The sequence below is a fragment of the Streptomyces sp. NPDC017202 genome, assembly GCF_044331705.1.
Classification (GTDB): domain Bacteria; phylum Actinomycetota; class Actinomycetes; order Streptomycetales; family Streptomycetaceae; genus Streptomyces.
This window is the reverse complement of sequence record NZ_JBIRNP010000037.1, coordinates 15,462-31,393: the sequence shown is the minus strand read 5'-3', so window position 1 is coordinate 31,393 and position 15,932 is coordinate 15,462. Positions and strand designations below refer to the sequence as shown.

General features: G+C 70.3%; 15 protein-coding genes and 1 pseudogene. 8 read left to right on the top strand and 8 right to left on the bottom strand.

Features of this window, described 5'->3' with window-relative positions:
* Positions 1-201: 201 nt before the first annotated feature.
* Together ACH4N1_RS34280 and ACH4N1_RS34275 are read right to left on the bottom strand one after the other, a co-directional pair.
* Positions 202-525 carry a hypothetical protein gene (locus tag ACH4N1_RS34280; protein WP_398104326.1) on the bottom strand — a complete coding sequence of 108 codons (324 nt, stop codon included), beginning with the start codon at positions 523-525 and terminating at the stop codon, positions 202-204.
* A gap of 325 nt (positions 526-850) precedes the next feature.
* A complete protein-coding gene (locus tag ACH4N1_RS34275) occupies positions 851-1,615 on the bottom strand; it encodes an SDR family oxidoreductase (protein ID WP_398104324.1) in 765 nt (254 codons plus the stop codon).
* Positions 1,616-1,716: 101 nt separating this feature from the next.
* Here ACH4N1_RS34275 and ACH4N1_RS34270 point away from each other — a divergent pair, with 101 nt between their 5' ends.
* Positions 1,717-2,571 (top strand): helix-turn-helix transcriptional regulator, encoded by an 855-nt coding sequence (locus tag ACH4N1_RS34270; RefSeq protein WP_398104322.1) that lies wholly within the window; start codon positions 1,717-1,719, stop codon positions 2,569-2,571.
* Here ACH4N1_RS34270 and ACH4N1_RS34265 read toward each other — a convergent pair.
* Both ACH4N1_RS34265 and ACH4N1_RS34260 read right to left on the bottom strand, forming a co-directional pair.
* Positions 2,546-3,385 carry a hypothetical protein gene (locus ACH4N1_RS34265; RefSeq protein WP_398104320.1) on the bottom strand — a complete coding sequence of 280 codons (840 nt, stop codon included), beginning with the start codon at positions 3,383-3,385 and terminating at the stop codon, positions 2,546-2,548. The two genes, ACH4N1_RS34270 and ACH4N1_RS34265, sit on opposite strands and share 26 nt — an antisense overlap.
* Positions 3,382-3,894, bottom strand: coding sequence for a hypothetical protein (locus ACH4N1_RS34260; protein ID WP_398104318.1), 513 nt, complete (start codon positions 3,892-3,894; stop codon positions 3,382-3,384). The genes ACH4N1_RS34265 and ACH4N1_RS34260 overlap by 4 nt, the downstream gene beginning before the upstream one ends.
* A gap of 471 nt (positions 3,895-4,365) precedes the next feature.
* On the opposite strand from ACH4N1_RS34260, the gene ACH4N1_RS34255 reads away from it, so the two are divergent.
* Positions 4,366-5,496, top strand: coding sequence for a hypothetical protein (locus ACH4N1_RS34255; protein ID WP_398104316.1), 1,131 nt, complete (start codon positions 4,366-4,368; stop codon positions 5,494-5,496).
* A 195-nt stretch (positions 5,497-5,691) separates the two neighbouring features.
* Here ACH4N1_RS34255 and ACH4N1_RS34250 read toward each other — a convergent pair whose 3' ends face one another.
* A complete protein-coding gene (locus tag ACH4N1_RS34250; RefSeq protein ID WP_398104314.1) occupies positions 5,692-6,090 on the bottom strand; it encodes a hypothetical protein in 399 nt (132 codons plus the stop codon).
* 221 nt (positions 6,091-6,311) lie between these two features.
* Here ACH4N1_RS34250 and ACH4N1_RS34245 point away from each other — a divergent pair, with 221 nt between their 5' ends.
* Complete coding sequence (locus ACH4N1_RS34245; RefSeq protein WP_398104332.1) at positions 6,312-8,270, top strand: amino acid transporter; 1,959 nt, start codon at positions 6,312-6,314, stop codon at positions 8,268-8,270.
* A 231-nt stretch (positions 8,271-8,501) separates the two neighbouring features.
* On the opposite strand, the gene ACH4N1_RS34240 is transcribed toward ACH4N1_RS34245, so the two are convergent.
* On the bottom strand, positions 8,502-9,509 hold the full coding sequence (locus ACH4N1_RS34240) for an NADP-dependent oxidoreductase (protein WP_398104330.1): 1,008 nt from the start codon (positions 9,507-9,509) through the stop codon (positions 8,502-8,504).
* A gap of 110 nt (positions 9,510-9,619) precedes the next feature.
* On the opposite strand from ACH4N1_RS34240, the gene ACH4N1_RS34235 reads away from it, so the two are divergent.
* The 3 genes and pseudogenes from ACH4N1_RS34235 to ACH4N1_RS34225 form a co-directional block, all read left to right on the top strand.
* The gene (locus ACH4N1_RS34235; RefSeq protein WP_398104312.1) at positions 9,620-10,207 is read left to right on the top strand and encodes a TetR/AcrR family transcriptional regulator; all 588 of its coding nucleotides are present in this window, start codon (positions 9,620-9,622) and stop codon (positions 10,205-10,207) included.
* A 646-nt stretch (positions 10,208-10,853) separates the two neighbouring features.
* On the top strand, positions 10,854-12,026 hold the full coding sequence (locus ACH4N1_RS34230; protein WP_398104328.1) for a PP2C family protein-serine/threonine phosphatase: 1,173 nt from the start codon (positions 10,854-10,856) through the stop codon (positions 12,024-12,026).
* Between the two features lie 185 nt (positions 12,027-12,211).
* Positions 12,212-12,451: pseudogene (locus ACH4N1_RS34225) on the top strand (formylglycine-generating enzyme family protein); the annotation flags it as partial.
* 10 nt (positions 12,452-12,461) lie between these two features.
* On the opposite strand, the gene ACH4N1_RS34220 reads toward ACH4N1_RS34225, so the two are convergent.
* Positions 12,462-13,238: a sugar O-acetyltransferase gene (locus tag ACH4N1_RS34220; protein WP_398104310.1), complete on the bottom strand. Its 777-nt coding sequence runs from the start codon at positions 13,236-13,238 to the stop codon at positions 12,462-12,464.
* A 224-nt stretch (positions 13,239-13,462) separates the two neighbouring features.
* Here ACH4N1_RS34220 and ACH4N1_RS34215 point away from each other — a divergent pair, with 224 nt between their 5' ends.
* Together ACH4N1_RS34215 and ACH4N1_RS34210 are read left to right on the top strand one after the other, a co-directional pair.
* Positions 13,463-14,032 carry a GNAT family N-acetyltransferase gene (locus ACH4N1_RS34215; protein ID WP_398104308.1) on the top strand — a complete coding sequence of 190 codons (570 nt, stop codon included), beginning with the start codon at positions 13,463-13,465 and terminating at the stop codon, positions 14,030-14,032.
* A gap of 184 nt (positions 14,033-14,216) precedes the next feature.
* Positions 14,217-14,966 carry a class I SAM-dependent methyltransferase gene (locus tag ACH4N1_RS34210; protein ID WP_398104306.1) on the top strand — a complete coding sequence of 250 codons (750 nt, stop codon included), beginning with the start codon at positions 14,217-14,219 and terminating at the stop codon, positions 14,964-14,966.
* 514 nt (positions 14,967-15,480) lie between these two features.
* On the opposite strand, the gene ACH4N1_RS34205 is transcribed toward ACH4N1_RS34210, so the two are convergent.
* Entirely contained in the window at positions 15,481-15,840 is a 360-nt protein-coding gene (locus ACH4N1_RS34205; RefSeq protein ID WP_398104304.1) for a hypothetical protein, read from the bottom strand.
* Positions 15,841-15,932: the final 92 nt, after the last annotated feature.

Genomic DNA, 15,932 nt, shown 5'->3' with positions numbered 1-15,932 from the left:
CCGATACGGGCGCGCAGACCTGCTCCTGGTGGCCTCCGACGGTGTCGTGGACGTCCGGCGTCCTGCCGCGGCGGCCGGTGTGACATGCGTGGTGCAGGCGGCCCTCGGTGCACGATGGTCCTGCGCTCAGGTGTCCGGGCGCGGACCGCGTGGGATTCAGGCGGCCCAGACGCCGCGGTGATACTGCCGCAACAGTCGTTCTCAGTTCCGCGCCTCCGCATCGAGGCGTGCCAGCCCCTGTTCCCAGCGTCGTCGGCGCTCGTCCTCGGAATGGTCCCACCAGGGGGTGCCCCGTTCACCCAGCGCGACCTTCGCCCGGTTCACGCGTGCACGCGCCGCCCGCTCGGCCTTCGCGTCACCCGCAGTCGTCGCGGAACGCACCGCGCGCCGGGCCGACATGAGGTGACGTCGAAGGCGAGCCGCGATCTCCTCGGGGACGGCCGGATCGGTTGCCCGCCATTTCCGTCCCCCGATGACGACGAAGTGCCCGTCGGGGGTTTTCTCCGGTGACCGGTGTGGGTCCATCCGAACGATTCTGCCCACTCGGGCCCGCCCCGGCGCGACGCCGGGCGGCACGGTCCGTCAGAGCGTCGTCGTCCTGGTCCAGGTTCTCGTCCGGCCGCGCACCAACCGGCGCGTCATGTGCACCCCGAACACCGAGGCCCGGGTGCCGACGCCGGGCCGGGCGGGCGGGGCGCGGCGGGCCGGGGCGGGCATGTGTGGGCGAGCGCTCCAGCCGGCCACGATCGCATCGGTTCCCCACCCGATCGCTCACCCCGGTCAGAACGTGATGAACGAGCGTCCAGCAGTCGCCCCCTGCCGCAGGGTTGCGTCGCCGGGCCCCGCCGGACTACTTGCCGTGCGGGTCGGAGGCGTTGATCGTCGCGACGACCCGGTCGTAGTCGCCGCGGGCCTCGCCGTGGCGGAGGAACTTCACCCGCTCGACCTGGATCTCCTTCGCGTCGGGCTGCGTCTCCAGCAGAGCGACGGTCTCGGCCACGAACTCGTCCAACGGCATGGCGAGTTCGTTGTCCTCGTGCCCGGGCAGGAGCGCGGTGCGCACGGCCGGCGGCACGAGTTCCACGACCTTCACCGAGGTGCCGGCGAACTGCAGCCGGATGGACTCGCTGAGCATGTGGATCGCCGCCTTCGACGCGTTGTAGCTCGGGGTGACCTTCAACGGCGTGAACGCGAGACCCGAGGAGACGGTCATGATCGTTGCGTCCGGCTGCGCCTGCAGGTGCTCCACGAACGCGGCGATGAGCCGGATCGGGCCGAGTACGTTCGTCGTCACCGTGGACTCCGCGGAGGCGAGGAACGACGCGGGATCGCGCCAGTCCTCGATGTTCATCACGCCTGCCATCGTGACGAGGACGTTGAGGTCGGGGTGATTCGTCAGGACCTCCTTCGCGGCGGAGGCGATGCTCGCGGCGTCCGTGGTGTCGATCCGCACCGTGCCGATGCCGGGGTGCTCGGCCGCGATCCGTTCCAGCAGCTCGGCCCGTCGTCCGCCGACGACGACGGTGTTGCCCCTGGCCCGCAGCTCGAGGGCGAGGGCGAGACCGATGCCGCTGGTTGCGCCGGGGATGAAGACGGTGTTTCCGGTGATGTTCATGCCTCGACTGTGACCGGTTCGGCGCCGCAGGTGCAGAGACCGGTTGTCGGGGGATCGGCGATCCCTGGCTCGCCCACCGTGAGCGGGTGACAATCGTTCTCATGGACCGTGCAGCACTGGCCGACTTCCTGCGCCGCCGCCGCGAGGCGCTCCAGCCCGAGGACGTCGGGCTGCCCACCGGTGCGCGCCGCAGGGCCCCGGGTCTGCGGCGCGAGGAGGTCGCGTCCCTCGCCGTGATGTCGACCGACTACTACACGAGACTGGAGCAGCGACGCGGTCCGCAGCCGAGCGAGCACATACTGGCGTCGCTCGCCCGGGCGCTGCGGCTGACCGGCGACGAGCGCAACTACCTGTACCGGATCGCCGGGCACAACGCTCCGACGCCGCTGTCTTCCTCGACCCACGTCGCCCCCGCGCTGCTCCGCGTGCTGGACCGCCTCGACGACACTCCGGCGTGCATCCTGTCCGACCTCGGGGAGACGCTCGTGCAGAACAGGATGGCCGCCGCTCTGCTGGGTGACGCATCGGGCTACACGGGCCTCGCCCGCAGCGCGGTCTACCGCTGGTTCACCGACCCCGTGGAGCGATCGCGCTACCCCGAGGCCGACCGGTACCGTCACAGCCGTGCCCAGGTCGCGAGCCTGCGCGCCGCCTACGGGCTGCGGGGCCCACGGTCCCGGGCCGGCGAGCTCGTGCGCACCCTGCAGAAGACGAACGAGGAGTTCACCGAGCTGTGGGAGCGGCATGAAGTGGCACAGCGCTTCGAGGACCACAAGACCCTCATCCATCCCGAACTCGGCGCACTCGAACTGGACTGTCAGGCGCTGTTCACCGAGGACCAGTCCCAGACCCTCCTCGTGCTGACCGCCCCACCACGGACCGAGAGCCACGAGAAGCTGCAGCTGCTCGCCGTACTCGGGCTGGACCGCTTCACCGAGGCAGAGTCCGGTGCCTGAGGACCGTGGTTGAACGACCGCCGCGTTCGGGGACGAGCCGCGGCAACTCCGCGCGGCGGTCGTCCCGCGCTTTGCGGGCCGCCGCGCACCACTGCGCGAACCCCTCACCGGTGCCGGCGGCTTCGCGGGCCCGCCGCACCAGGTCGGCGAAGTCGGCGATCTCTCGCATCGATCGGAGTTCGGCCAGAAACGCCGTGATGGTGGGGACGGGTTCGTACGGCACTGCGTGCACACGGAGGTGCCGCCGGAAGACCTGCAGGCTGTCCGGGGGTTCGATCTCGATGCGGTAGTGCTGCTGGTCGGGGTCGAGGGAACGCCCGTGCGGCATGACGACGACCAGGTTCGCATGCTGTTCGTGTACGGACTTGCGAAGGGCGGAGAGATCCGCCCGGGCTGCGGCCCACTGGGCGGCGGTGGCCGCCGACAGGTCCAGCAGCAGCCGGTCGCCGGTCCCCACCAGCGCCGGGTTGCTGAGGGACAGCTCGTCCTCGTCGTCCGGCAGGAGTTCGCGGAAGACGCCTGTTTCCTGGTCGTGTTCGCACAGGAGCGCTCGGGCTACCGAGGTCCGGCCGCTTCCCGCGGGTCCGTCCAGGATGACGGTGCCGGTGTCGGCCAGTTTGTGGCGGGCTGCTCCCATGCCGGCCGGGGGAACCAGCACTCTTCTGAGCCGGGCGAGGTGGTCGTCGGCGAGGCGCCGGAAGGTGGGTCTGTCCGGGTCCTGCAGCTGAGTGCCGACGGTGACGTAGAGGTCGCCGCTGCCGGTGTGCAGGGGGCCGTGCGGGTTTTCGACCCGTGTGCCGGTGGACTGGCTCACCGGCCGTCGTCCTCGCGTCGGTCCGGCTCGCCGAAGCGGTGGCGGATGTCGCCGTGATGGTCGCCTTCGAAGTACGTCATCCCGCTGCCGGAGAAGTGCCGGCCGCCCGAAACGTGCCGCGAGTGCCGGTAGATGTCGCCCTGCCCCGTGTGCACGGGCCCGTGGGAGTCCTTGATGACGGTGCCGCCGACGTCTCCGGTGAAGTCCCGGCTCTGTACGGCCGTTCCGCTCACGTCCCTGATCGAGTTCCTCACCGAAGCGGACTCGGGTGACGGAGCGGCATCCTGGTCCAGGTCGTGCAGTCCGGGGGCCAGCTCGGCCACCAGGTCACCCAGGCGTTTCAGGCCCGTTTCGGTGTCGTGCGTGTCGAACGGTAGGGACTGGAGGTCGGCCAACCGCGCCAGCTCGTCCGGCAGGTCCGCCTTGTTCAGCCGGTCCGTCTTTCGGCCGTCCAGGACGGGGATCACCGGTATGCCGCAGTCGAACGCCTCCAGGATCTCCTTGCGCACCCAGTCTTCCGGGTCGCGCAGACGGGCCTGGAAGTGCGTCCGGTCCGGCCCGATGACAGCCAGCAGCAGGGAGCTGCGCCGTACGCCGGCCAGCAGGGCGTCGGGATAGCCGCGGCCGGGGGCGATGGATTTCGAGGCACGGAAGACGCGGTCACGGCCGAAGCGGCGCGACAGCTCCTGGTCGATCAGGGCGGCGGTTTTGTCGCCAGCCCCACCCGGACGGACAAGACGAGCGGTGCTGTTTCCCGTTTCCTCCCCAGGGACGGAACGCCGTACGGGGCTGCTCCCTCAAAGGTCATGTGGACTGGCTCGATCGCTCGGCCGCGGTGGTACCGGAGCCCCGGTACGGGGAAGCGGTCCATGGCCGGTGCGCCGTGACGGATGAGCCGGTCCTCGACGGCGGGCCGAACTCGCGGGACCGCAGCGCCTGTTCGACATCACTCGCACGGGACACAACCATTCGGCGGCGACATGAGTCTTCGTCAGCGATCACATGATGATCGCACTGACGAGGAGACCATCATCACCGCCATACGCAAGTCCCTGACCGCCACCGCAGTTGTCGGCGCCGTCCTGGCGGGTTCGGCCGCCTGCGGCACCGTGGAGCAGCTCTCCGCCGGGAGGAAGCTCGACCAGGCCTTCGAGAAGCTCGCCGGGCAGAAGACGATCTCCTTCGAGCTAGATCTCGACACCGACGCCCGGAGCCTGAAGGCCCTGGACGCCTCGTCGGACCCGGAGCCCGGTGAGGAACTGCCCGACGAGGCCGCCGACCTGTTCAGCGACGCGAAGATCAGTGTCACTGTGCAGTCGAAGAAACCGATCGGGGAGTCCGGGGAGAAGGACTACGTCGGCATGGCGCTGAAGATCAGCAACAAGGACGGTGACCTCACCGAGTACCGGGTCGTCGGCGACTACACCTACATCCGCTCCGACGTGAACGTCCTCGGCAAGGCGATGGGCTTCCCCGTACCGTCGGTGAAGGACCTGCCCCCGGAGGCGAGCGGGCTCAAGAAGGTACTTGAGGGTGAGTGGGTGAAGATCGACACCAAGGAGATGGAGAAGACCACCGCCGAGCTGGGGGCGGAGCCCGGTGCGATGCCGGCGCCGGAGCCCACCCTCGACGCCGGGACGCAGAAGCACCTGCTGGAGGCGCTGCGCAAGACCGTCGCCCGCGAGGTCGACTTCAAGACGGCGGGCGACGAGGACGGTTCCGAGCACATCACCGCCACTGCTCCGTTCCGCACGCTGGTCACGGAGTTCCTCGGCGAGATCCGTCCGCTCGCGAAGAGCCTGCCGCCGGGTATGGAACTGCCCACGGACAAGGACCTCGAGGACGTCCCCGACGCCAAGGCCACGGCTGACTTCGCGCTCAAGAACGGCGAGCTGACCGAGGTCTCCGTCGACCTCGCCGAGCTGGCCGAGAACGCGAAGGTGAAGAAGCTGGGCCTGGTGGTGCGGATAACCGACGGCCGGACACCCACGGCCCCGGCCGGTGCCACCGAGCTGAGCATCGACGAGGTCCTGGGCGGGTTCGGCGCCGCGATGATGGACGAGGAGGCCTTCCTCGGGGACGAGGAGGCCTTCCTCGGGGACGCGGCGTAGGCACGGCGGCACGTCTCGCGTCGGACGGGGACAGCGATCCGGCTCGGCTCCTCCCCGAGGCCCAGGAACCCCGCAGCCGGTCGCGGGCGTCCTTTCCCTGTGAGTGACCCACAGCGTCAGGTCCAGGTCGGCGACGGTCCGTCGGGGTCTCCGTACGGCACTGGCCGGCCGGTGAACGCGTCGAGCAGAAGACGGTCACCCGGTGACCGCCGCAGCACCACTTCCCCGCTCCGCTCGATCGTCCCGGCGCTGCAGGGACCGCTGCGCTCCCCCCACGACGGAGGCATGGACAACGACGCTTCCGCCGGTCTCCAGTGCCTTGACGACGGGGCCGTCGTCGCAGGCTCCACGAGTGGCCTTCACCGTGATGGACCGGCTGTCCGCCGGCACGGCGGCCGGCCGGACGACACTCATGAGGCCGCCGTCGGAGTCCTGCCGCGCTTGCCCGATCGGCGGCTCGGGAAGCGGTGACGGGGTGACGGCGACCCGCTTGAGCGGGGTGTCGTAGCCCTCCAGCGTGAACACCCACGCGGGAACGGTTGCGGCGCCGCGGCTGGTGGCGATCGTCATCCGGCCGAGCCGCGCGCCCGTCACGGTCAGCCTGGGTCCCTCGCTCCACCAGTGACCGCGCCATCGGCCGCCGTCACCCACCGACTCGTAGGACAGCCGATACCGCGGCGCCCCTGGTACTGGGGGCGGAATCGGGAAGCCGCATACTCGGTGATCGTTGCGGCGCGGTGAGGCCGACGGCTGCCGCGGCCGTTCCCCACGGTAGGTAAGGACTTGTAGACATGAAGGACACTGACCGGCCGATCATGCCGGAGACGGTCGACAGCCCGGCGCTGCGGGTACAGCCGACCGGCAGGGCGGCGCAATGGCTGCTGCGGCACCAGGTGCAGCCGGTGGGACCGGCGGCCGGGGAGAGTCACGGCACGGCGCACGCCTGGTGGAAGGTGATGTGCCTGACCGGGGTCGACTACTTCTCCAGTCTGGCCTACGTGCCGGCGATCGCCGCGGTTGCGGCCGGGGCTGTTTCGCCGCTGGCGACGCTGCTGATCGTGGCGTTGACGTTGCTGGGGATGCTGCCGATGTACCGGAGGGTGGCCAAGGAGAGCCCGCACGGGGCGGGGTCGGTGGCGATGCTGGAGGATCTGCTGCCGTTCTGGTGGGGCAAGCTGTTCGTGCTGGTCCTGCTCGGCTTCGTGGCCACCTCGTGGATCATCACGATCACCCTGTCCACGGCGGACGCCTCGGTACACGTGGTGGAGAACCCCTTCTTCCCCGCCGCACTCCACGGCCACGAGGTGGCCCTGACCGTGGCGCTGCTGGTGGTACTCGGAGGGGTTTTCCTCCTGGGGTTCAGCGAGGCGGTCAAGGTGGCCATCCCGCTGGTAGCCGTGTTCTTGGCGCTCAACGCACTTGTCATAGCCGTCGGCCTGGTGCAGGTGTTCACGACGGACGGCGCGCTGTCGGCCTGGACGGACGCACTCGCCGACGGCGGAGGCGGCTTCGGTGATCTCGCCGGACCCGCGCTGCTGGCCTTCCCTCTGCTGGTGCTGGGCCTGTCAGGTTTCGAGACCGGTGTGAGCATGATGCCGCTCGTGGCCGCCGGGGGCGCCGACGCCGAGCAGCGGCTGCGCTCCCGGATCCGCAACACCCGCCGACTGCTGACCACGGCCGGCGTGATCATGAGCGTCTACCTGCTGTCCGCCAGCTTCGTGACCACCGTCCTCATCCCGGAGAAGGAGTTCGAGCCCGGCGGCGCGGCCAACGGCCGGGCGCTGGCCTGGCTGGCGCACGAACACGTCGGCGAAGCGTTCGGCACCCTGTACGACATCAGCACCATCCTGATCCTGTGGTTCGCCGGAGCCTCCGCCATGGCCGGGCTGATCAACATCGTTCCCCGCTACCTGCCCGCCTACGGCATGGCCCCCGAGTGGGGACGCGCGGTGCGCCCGGTCGTCCTCGTCTACACCGCCCTGTGCATCCTGATCACCATCGCCTTCGACGCCGACGTCGACGCCCAGGCCGGCGCCTACGCCACCGGAATCCTCGCGATGATGGTCTCCGGTGCCTTCGCCGTCACCGTCTCCGTCGCACGCGGCCGCCGGCGCGCGGCCACCGCCGGCTTCGCGCTGCTCACCGCGGTGCTGTTCTACGCCCTCGTGGCCAACATCGTCGACAAGCCCGACGGCATAGCCATCTCCGGTTTCTTCATCCTCGGCATCATCACCGTGTCGCTGGTCTCCCGGATCTCACGCACCACCGAACTGCGCGCCGACCGCATCGTCTTCGACGAAGCCGCCCGCCGGTTCATCACCGACACCCTCGCCCACGATCAGTCCATCAACATCATCGCCAACCGCCGCGAGGCCGGCGATGCCGCCGAGTACAGGGCCAAGGAACGCGAACAGCGCGGCACCAACCCGGTCCCCGGCCCGGCCGACGTACTCTTCCTGGAGATCGACGTCGTCGACCCCTCCGACTTCAGCGACACCCTCACCGTCCACGGTGCCGAAGTCGACGGCCACCGCGTCCTGCGCGCCCAGGCCCCGGCCGCACCGAACGCCATCGCCGCCGTCCTTCTCGCCCTGCGCGACGCCACCGGCGTACTCCCCCACTGCTACTTCGCCTGGGCCGAAGGCAGCCCCCTGGTGCACATGTTCCGCTACTTCCTCCTGGGCCGCGGCGACACCGCACCCGTCACCCGCGAAATCATCCGCAGTCACGAACCCGCCCCCGACCGCCGCCCCGGCATCCACGTCGGCGGCTGAGCCCTTCCCCGGAACGCGTGAACTCCCCCGCCCGTTCACGGGACGCCCCGTCGCGGCGCGCGCGGCCCACCCGGCGCCCCGGCCTGGCTGTCCCGCGCGATGGGCCGCGGGCACCGGGGCCGAGGCCCCGTCGGCCGACTGCCGGGCGCCCTGGTTGCCCGCGGGCGTCCGACGGTGAGGACAGGATGACGCCGTCGGGACCGGCAAGGCCCGACGGCTTTGCCAGGGTCTTCAGTCGGCAGTGAGGACGATCTTGCCTTGGGCGTGTCCTCGGGCGGCGCGTTCGTGTGCTGCTCGGGCGTCCGCCAGCGCGTACGTGCTGTCGATCGCGACGCGGACCGTGCCGGCGTCGAGCAGGCGTCCCAGTTCGGCGAGTTGCGCGCCGTTCGAGCGGACCTGGGCGCTGGAGACCGTGACGCCCAGTTTCGCGGTCTCATCCTCGTCGAAGTCCCCGGGGAGGACAGGGAATTGGGCGCCGCCGGCCTTGAGCGTGCGCAGGAGGCGTTTGCTGCCGGGGCCGCCGACGGTGTCGACAACGAGGTCGACGTCGCGCACGAGTTCCTCGGGACGGCTCGCGGTGTGGTCGATGAACCGGTCGGCGCCGAGCCCGCGCAGGAACGGTTCGTGCGCGCCGGACGCCACCGCGACGACACGCGCGCCCTTCCACTTCGCCAGCTGCAGCGCGAAGTGCCCCACGCCGCCCGCGGCGCCGTTGACGAGCACCGTGGTGTCGGCGCCGAGCGGCACCGGGCGATGCCTCGCCTCCTGGAAGGGCGAGGGATGATCGTGTCCGACCTCGATCAGGAACTGCCACGCGGTGAGGCCGGCCATGGGCGCCCCGGCGGCGTGCACATGGTCGATGCCGGCCGGCTTGCGCGCGAGGTCCGACGCGGGCGCGGCCACGTACTGGGCGTATGCGCTGCCGCGGAAGCCGGGAAAACGCAGAAGACCGAAGACTTCGTCGCCTACGGCGAGGCCGTCCACGTCCGCGGCAACGGCCTCGACCACGCCCGACACGTCCGTCCCCGGAATCACGGGCAGGCTGACCGTGGACTTCTCCCCCGGCATGCTGGTCAGCCCGCCGCGCAGGTACCGGTCCGGGGGATTGACGCCGACCGCGTGGACACGCACGAGCACCTCACCCGGCCCCGGCTCGGGAATCGGCACCTCGTCGTAGCGCAGCACCTCTGGGCCGCCGTGCTCATGGAGCCGGACCGCCCTCATCGTGTGTGTCGGCATCGTTCTCTCCTGCTCGCGCCGCGGGATAGGCTTATTCGGATCAGCGCTCCACATAAACGGACCACTGATCCGAATATATGGACCACTGATCCGGACAGTCAAGGGGACAGATGCGGGCCGACGCCAGGAAGAACCGCGACCACCTGCTCGCCGTAGCGGGCACCGCCATCGCCGAGCAAGGTGTCGACGTGTCACTGCGCGACATCGCGCGCAGAGCCGACGTAGGGCTCGCGACCCTGCTGCGTCACTACCCCACGCGCGAGGCACTGCTCGAGGCACTGCTCCGCACGAGCTTCGACGAGCTGACGACGAGGGCGGCCGAGCTCGAGACGTCGAACTCGCCCGAGGACGCTCTCGTTTCGTGGCTGCGCGACTGCGTCGCGTGGACGACCGAGTACCGGGGCGTGACCGTGCTGATGGCAGCCGCCATCGAGGACACCGAGTCCGCACTCCACGCCTCGTGCGTCACCCTGCGCACGGCCGGTGCGCGGCTCCTCACCCGCGCCCAGGCCGCGGGCACGGCGCGGACCGACATCGACGGCACCGATCTGTTCGCGCTGATAGCGGCACTCGCGTGGCTCGGCGATCAACCCTCACTCGCCCCACGCGCCGATCGCCTCTTCGGCGTTGTCGCGAACGCGATCCTGACGAGCGCGGGGAGCGACCATGCCGAACCCGACAGCCGCCGTCCGCGATGACTGCGGCCCTGCCGACGATGCCCGTACGGCGACCGACAGGACTCGGCCCTCCAGCGGTAACCCCCAGGGCCGCCCCTTGCGGGCCGGATCGGCACCCTCACACCACAACGTCGTGATCAGCCTGGCGAACTTTCGCGGACTCAGTCCAGTCAACGTTCGCGGGCTCAGCCCAGTGAGGACGCACTTGAGGGACACGTTTTAGAACCGGATGGCCCTCACCGGCAAGCCGGTCCGCCGGTCCGCCGGTCCGCCGGGAAAGCTCCCCGACCGAGACGTCCTTCGAGTTGCTCGGTACGCGTCACGTGGTTTCCGCCGACCGCCAGAACGACCGGCACGCTTGCACACGCTGGGCGGGCGGTGGCAGCGGCATGTGCCACCGCCCGCCGGCGGCCTATGGCCACAAGCCCTTGGACTCATTCATCCAGAGCAGTCATGACAGGTGCGTCCGCGGGTGGACGTCGGGACGCAAAATAACTTACATAACCCCATAAACTGGCAATATTCACTTATTATGAATTCCTTGGGCTGGCGCTCATCGTGGTCATTCTCAGGCTGGTGGGCGAGGCGGGTGAAAGGGACTGCGGTCGTGAGTGGTGGGCAGAGTGGACTTTCCCGGTTGCTTACGGCGGCGGAGACGGCGGCGCCGGTGGATGCGGTGGACGTGGTCGCGGAGGACCTGCGGCGGCGTTTCGAGGCGACGAAGGTCTCTTTCCTCATCGTGGACCTGACAGGGAAGGCGGTGGCGCGACTGTCCACCGCCCCTGCGGAGGGTGGGCGGGAGGTGGAGCGGATCCCCTTGTTCGGCAGTGTCTACGAGGAGGTGATCCGTACCCAGCGGATGCATCAGGAGGCGACCGGTCAGGGACACCAGGTGATTGCGCCGGTCACCAACCGGGGGGACGCGATCGGGCTGCTGGAACTGCTCCTGCCGACCGCCCCCGGCGAGGACGTCCTGCATGCGGTCGGGGAAGCCGCCCACGCTCTGGCCTACGTCGTGATCGCCAACGGGCGCTTCACCGACCTCTATACCTGGGGCAAACGCTCCAGGCCCCCCACCCTGGCAGCGGAAATCCAGTACCAGCTACTGCCCCCGGCCCTGTCGTGCGAGGCGGCGCAGTTCACCCTGTGCGGAAACCTGGAGCCCTCCGAGGGCCTCAGCGGCGACACGTTCGACTACAGCCTGGACCGCGACACCCTCCATGTCTCGGTGACCGACCCCATGGGCCACGACATCGACGCCGCCCTGGCCGCCACGGTCCTGGTGAGCGCCCTGCGCGGGGCCCGCCGCGCGGGAGCCGGCCTGGCCGACCAGGCCCACCTGGCCGACCAGGCGCTGGCCGACCACGGCCGGGGTCACGCCACCGGGCAGCTGCTGCGCATCAACCTCCGCACCGGGCAGACGCAGCTCGTCAACGCCGGTCACCCCTGGCCCCTGCGCGTGCGCGACGGAACCGCGGAGGAGATCACCTGCGAGGTGGACCATCCCTTCGGGCTGTCCATGTCCGCGCCCTACACCTACCGCGTCCAGGACCTCGATCTGCGCCACGGTGACCGTCTGCTCATGTTCACCGACGGCATGCTCGAACGCCACGGGGAGAAGGTCGACCTGTACGCCCTGCTGGAGCGCACCCGGGGCCTGCACCCGCGGGAGGCCTCGATGACGCTGACGTCCGCAGTCCGGGACGCCGCCGGCGGCCGTCTCGCCGATGATGCCACCGTGATGTGCCTGGACTGGCACGGCCCCCAGGAGACCCAGCGGCACGTCAGCTCCGGCGCGGACACCCGGCAAGCCTCAGCCGGCCGCACGAGGCAGCCGTGACCGGGGCGCTCTCCTGGACGGTGCCGGGCGGCCGGTGAGCAGGTCCCGCGTCGCGCCTCTTTCCGGGAAGTCTGAGCTCTCGCCCTTCCCCATCCCCTACGGGGGGGGCTCCGGGATCCACCCGCATGAGACATCACGAGGGGTCTCCCGATGGGCGGCACCCGCCCGGAACGGCCGGGCCGGCCGCCTCGCGGGCCTACTGCCGGTGGCTCGGGGAACGGCTCGGCCTCGGTGTGCGGTTGCCCACGGAGAACGAGTGGGAGCGCGCCGCGCGGGGCGACGACGGCCGGGAGTTCCCCTGGGGTGAGGAGTACCGCACCGGCCTGGCCGATCTGGCGAACCTCGGCACCGCGACGCCGGTCGGTTCGTTCCCCGAGGGCGCCGGCCCCTTCGGGGTGCCGGACATGGCGGGTAACGCCGACGAGTGACGTCTCCTCAAGGCTGTGGCTTTGGGGCTGTGCCGGCCTGTGCACGTTCTGACGCACGACGGCCCTCGAGCAGCGGCGCGGTATCGCCACCCGCCACGCGAAGACCGCCACCGTCCAGCTCGCCGGACTCCGTTTCGCGGGCGTCCCCTCCTGGTCCACCCGCTGGGCCGAACGCAACCCTCTCGTGTCCGGCAGCACGGGTGGTGAGGTCCTCGTCCGTGATGGAGCGGACCACCCGGCAAGGTGTTCCGAGCGCGACGGTCATCGGGGGAATGTCGCGGCTGACGACGCTGCCGGCGCCGATGACCGACCCGTAGCCGATACGGACGCCGGGCAGCACCACCGCGTTGCTGCCGATCCACACCTTGTCCTCGATCACGATCGGCTCGGAGAACCGCCCGAAGTCAGCGCGTCGCGAGGGATGCACCGGGTGTCCCGTCGTGGTCAGTGTCACGCTGGGAGCGATCATGACATCGTTGCCGATGCGGATGTCCACGTCGTCGACGAACGTCAGGTTCACGTTCCCGAAGAAGTCGTCGCCGATGTGGACGTTGCTGCCGAACCCCGCGTGGAACGGCGGCAGCAGCACTGTGCGTTCACCGACCGAGCCGAAGATCGCGACGAGCAGCGAACGACGCTTCTCCGTTTCACCCGGTGGTGTGTGGTTGTACTCGAAGATCTGCTCTGTGCGCCGCCGGGAGGCCTGAAAGGCCGCTTCCGACTCGGTGTACACGAGCCCCTTGGCTATCCGGGCCAGGACTTCTTCCTCGTGAGCATCCGTCACAACGGGGCGCTCCCTTCGTCCAGCTCCTCGGGTTCCTCGGGCACAGGCCCGGCGCGCCCCCGGTCGGCCGCGCGCGCCCAGAGCCTACGTGCACGGCGAAGTCACCGGTGCACGAACGCCCGCCCCGACGCCCGCGCCTACGATCGGCTCGCCCGCCTCAGCACGTAGGACACGCTCCAGGCGTTTCCCGTTCGGCTGGTTCGACTCCCTGTTAGCGTGCGCGGATGGAAGATCTGGGACCCGTGGCCTGGCCGCCTGGGCCGATCAGGACCGAGAGGCTCGTGCTCCGTGAGTCCGAGGCCCGGGACCGTGCGGCGTTCATCGAGCTGCTCGCCTCCCCGGAGGTGCACACCTACCTCGGTGGCCCCCGCCCGCGTGACGAACTCGAGCGGGAGATGCCCGAGGTGCCCGAGCGGTGGCCCGGGAGTTTCGTCGTCGATCTCGACGAGGCGATGATCGGCCAGATCCTGCTCAGGAGGGCAACGGGGCACCGTCGCCCGGCTGCCGCGGGGAAGACCGATCTCGGCTACCTGTTCCTGCCGCGGGCCTGGGGGTTCGGGTATGCCGCCGAGGCGTGCGCGGCGGCTCTCGGCTGGCTCGCCGGCGCGCTTCCCGGCGAGCCGGTGGTGCTCACCACCCAGACCGCCAACGTCGCCTCGATGCGTCTCGCGGCGAAGCTGGGGTTCACCGAGGTGGAGCGGTTCGAGGCCTGGGACGCCGAGCAGTGGCTCGGCATGCGGTCCCCGGTGACGCCGGCTTCGCACTTCACCTGCTCCGGGACCTCGACTCCGTGACGGCCGGCTCACCCAGCACTGGAGCTCCGACGGCAGCGAAGCCGCCGTGAACCGCATCAAAAAAGATCAAGAGGCAACTCTACGGACGAGCGGGATGCGAACTGCCTCGTAGGATGATCCTGCCGCAGCGGCCCACCCCCATATTCGAGTGAACGTACGGACGGGGCTGCGTAGGGTGACGCGCGTGGACCCAGCTGACTTCTACACCGGCATCGTCGCGGAGCTCTACGGACCGCTGAAGTCCTTCCCCCAAGGCCCCGAACCCTACGCGGCCTTCATTCTGCAAGCCGGAATGCCGGCACTGGAGCTGGGGTGCGGAGACGGTGAGCCCCTGCTCGAACTGCGCCGACGCGGCCTGGACGTCGACGGCGTCGACTCCTCCGCCGACATGCTGGAGCGGCTCCGACGCCGGGCAGACGAACAGGACATCCGTGCCACCGTGTTCCACCAGCGCATGGAGGCGTTGAACCTGCCCCGCCGCTACCGGGCGGTCTTCCTCGCCGGGCCGACCTTCACCCTGCTCCCCGACGACGCCACGGCGCTCGCCGCCCTGCGCGGCATCCGCGCCCACCTGGCAGAGGGCGGCACCGCCCTGGTGCCCCTGTTCACCCCCGCACCGACCCCGGCCGAACAGATCGGCAGGGTGCGCACGGCCGCCGCACCCGACGGCGCCCAGCTCCGGGTGTCCGTCGTCGCCGAGCAACGCGACGAGAGCGCCCGCACCCAGACGACGCTCCTACGCTACGAACGGCACCACGGCTCGGACAGCACGGTCGAAGAGCGCCCGTGGATCACGCACTGGTACACCCGCGACCGGTTCGAGGAGTTGGCCACGACCGCCGGCCTGGCCGTGACCGCGGTCACCGATCCGGACGGCGGACCAGCCCCTGCTGATGCCACCGACCTGCTGCACTTCCGACTCCGGACCACCTGACCGCCCCCCTCCGAGAAGGTCCGGAATCACGCTCCGGACGCACCCCGTCGCCAAGATCTGTGCCAGAACCGAGAAGCAGCAGCGGCTCCGGAGCCCGGAGTTGGCGGTGTCGACGTGACCGTTGGCCACTTCCCCGTCCGGAAGGTGGAGTCTGGCTGCTTTGCAGGATGTAGCAGGATGTAGAGGTCCCAGCTGCCGGGGTCGCCGATGTGGACGAACAGTTTCGGGTGCTCGAAAGTCCCGAGTACGTCCCACGGGTCCAAGCGGCAGTCGTCGACGGAGACAACCACCTTCTGGGACCACGGTCCTGCGCCCGGGTCGTACTCCCAGGTCCTGGCGCCGGTGCACTCGTGCACCACGGTCGCGAAGGCGTCGTCGAGCTCGAACGTCCCGGCGCGGGTCGCCGTGGCCTTGCCGTCCGCGGCACGGCGCTTCCGGCATGAGGGCGTGTGGCGCGGCAGCGGGAGGGCCCGCGGGAGCGGCGCGTCGGCGGCGGCAGGCGCCGGCGCGCGCCTCACCCGCCGGCGGACGCCGTCTCGGTGCGGTGGTCGTAGTACGCCCAGAGGGCCACCGCGACCGCGGCGGTGAGGGCCACGGCCGCGACGCGTACGCCGCCGGAGGTCAGATACGCGACGAGACCGGTGAGCACGCCTCCGCCGAGCATGATCAGACGGCTCACGACGCGGTGGCGCGGCCGCTGCGGCTCCTCGCGGTCCTTGAGGTCGTGCAGGGCGTCGCGGCCCGGATGCCGCGAGCCGCGCCGGACCCGCGTGCGGTACTCCAGTCCGTAACTGATCAGTGCGTACAGCGCGAGTGCGGCCAGCGCCCAGAGCCAGTCGCCGGGATCACCGACGGATCCACGTGCCAGATACATGACACCACCCTCCCCTTCGGCATCCGGATGCCCGGCCCTCCCGTTCGTGAACCCGGCAGATCTCCGCCCGGGCCGCCGGCGGACCCCGCACG

What these genes read in the sequence shown, in the direction of transcription:
- ACH4N1_RS34280 (WP_398104326.1), bottom strand. Translation starts at nt 525, where the DNA reads ATGGACCCACACCGGTCACCGGAGAAAACCCCCGACGGGCACTTCGTC.
- ACH4N1_RS34275 (WP_398104324.1), bottom strand. Translation starts at nt 1,615, where the DNA reads ATGAACATCACCGGAAACACCGTCTTCATCCCCGGCGCAACCAGCGGC.
- ACH4N1_RS34270 (WP_398104322.1), top strand. Translation starts at nt 1,717, where the DNA reads ATGGACCGTGCAGCACTGGCCGACTTCCTGCGCCGCCGCCGCGAGGCG.
- ACH4N1_RS34255 (WP_398104316.1), top strand. Translation starts at nt 4,366, where the DNA reads ATGAGTCTTCGTCAGCGATCACATGATGATCGCACTGACGAGGAGACC.
- ACH4N1_RS34245 (WP_398104332.1), top strand. Translation starts at nt 6,312, where the DNA reads ATGCCGGAGACGGTCGACAGCCCGGCGCTGCGGGTACAGCCGACCGGC.
- ACH4N1_RS34240 (WP_398104330.1), bottom strand. Translation starts at nt 9,509, where the DNA reads ATGCCGACACACACGATGAGGGCGGTCCGGCTCCATGAGCACGGCGGC.
- ACH4N1_RS34235 (WP_398104312.1), top strand. Translation starts at nt 9,620, where the DNA reads ATGCGGGCCGACGCCAGGAAGAACCGCGACCACCTGCTCGCCGTAGCG.
- ACH4N1_RS34215 (WP_398104308.1), top strand. Translation starts at nt 13,463, where the DNA reads ATGGAAGATCTGGGACCCGTGGCCTGGCCGCCTGGGCCGATCAGGACC.
- ACH4N1_RS34205 (WP_398104304.1), bottom strand. Translation starts at nt 15,840, where the DNA reads ATGTATCTGGCACGTGGATCCGTCGGTGATCCCGGCGACTGGCTCTGG.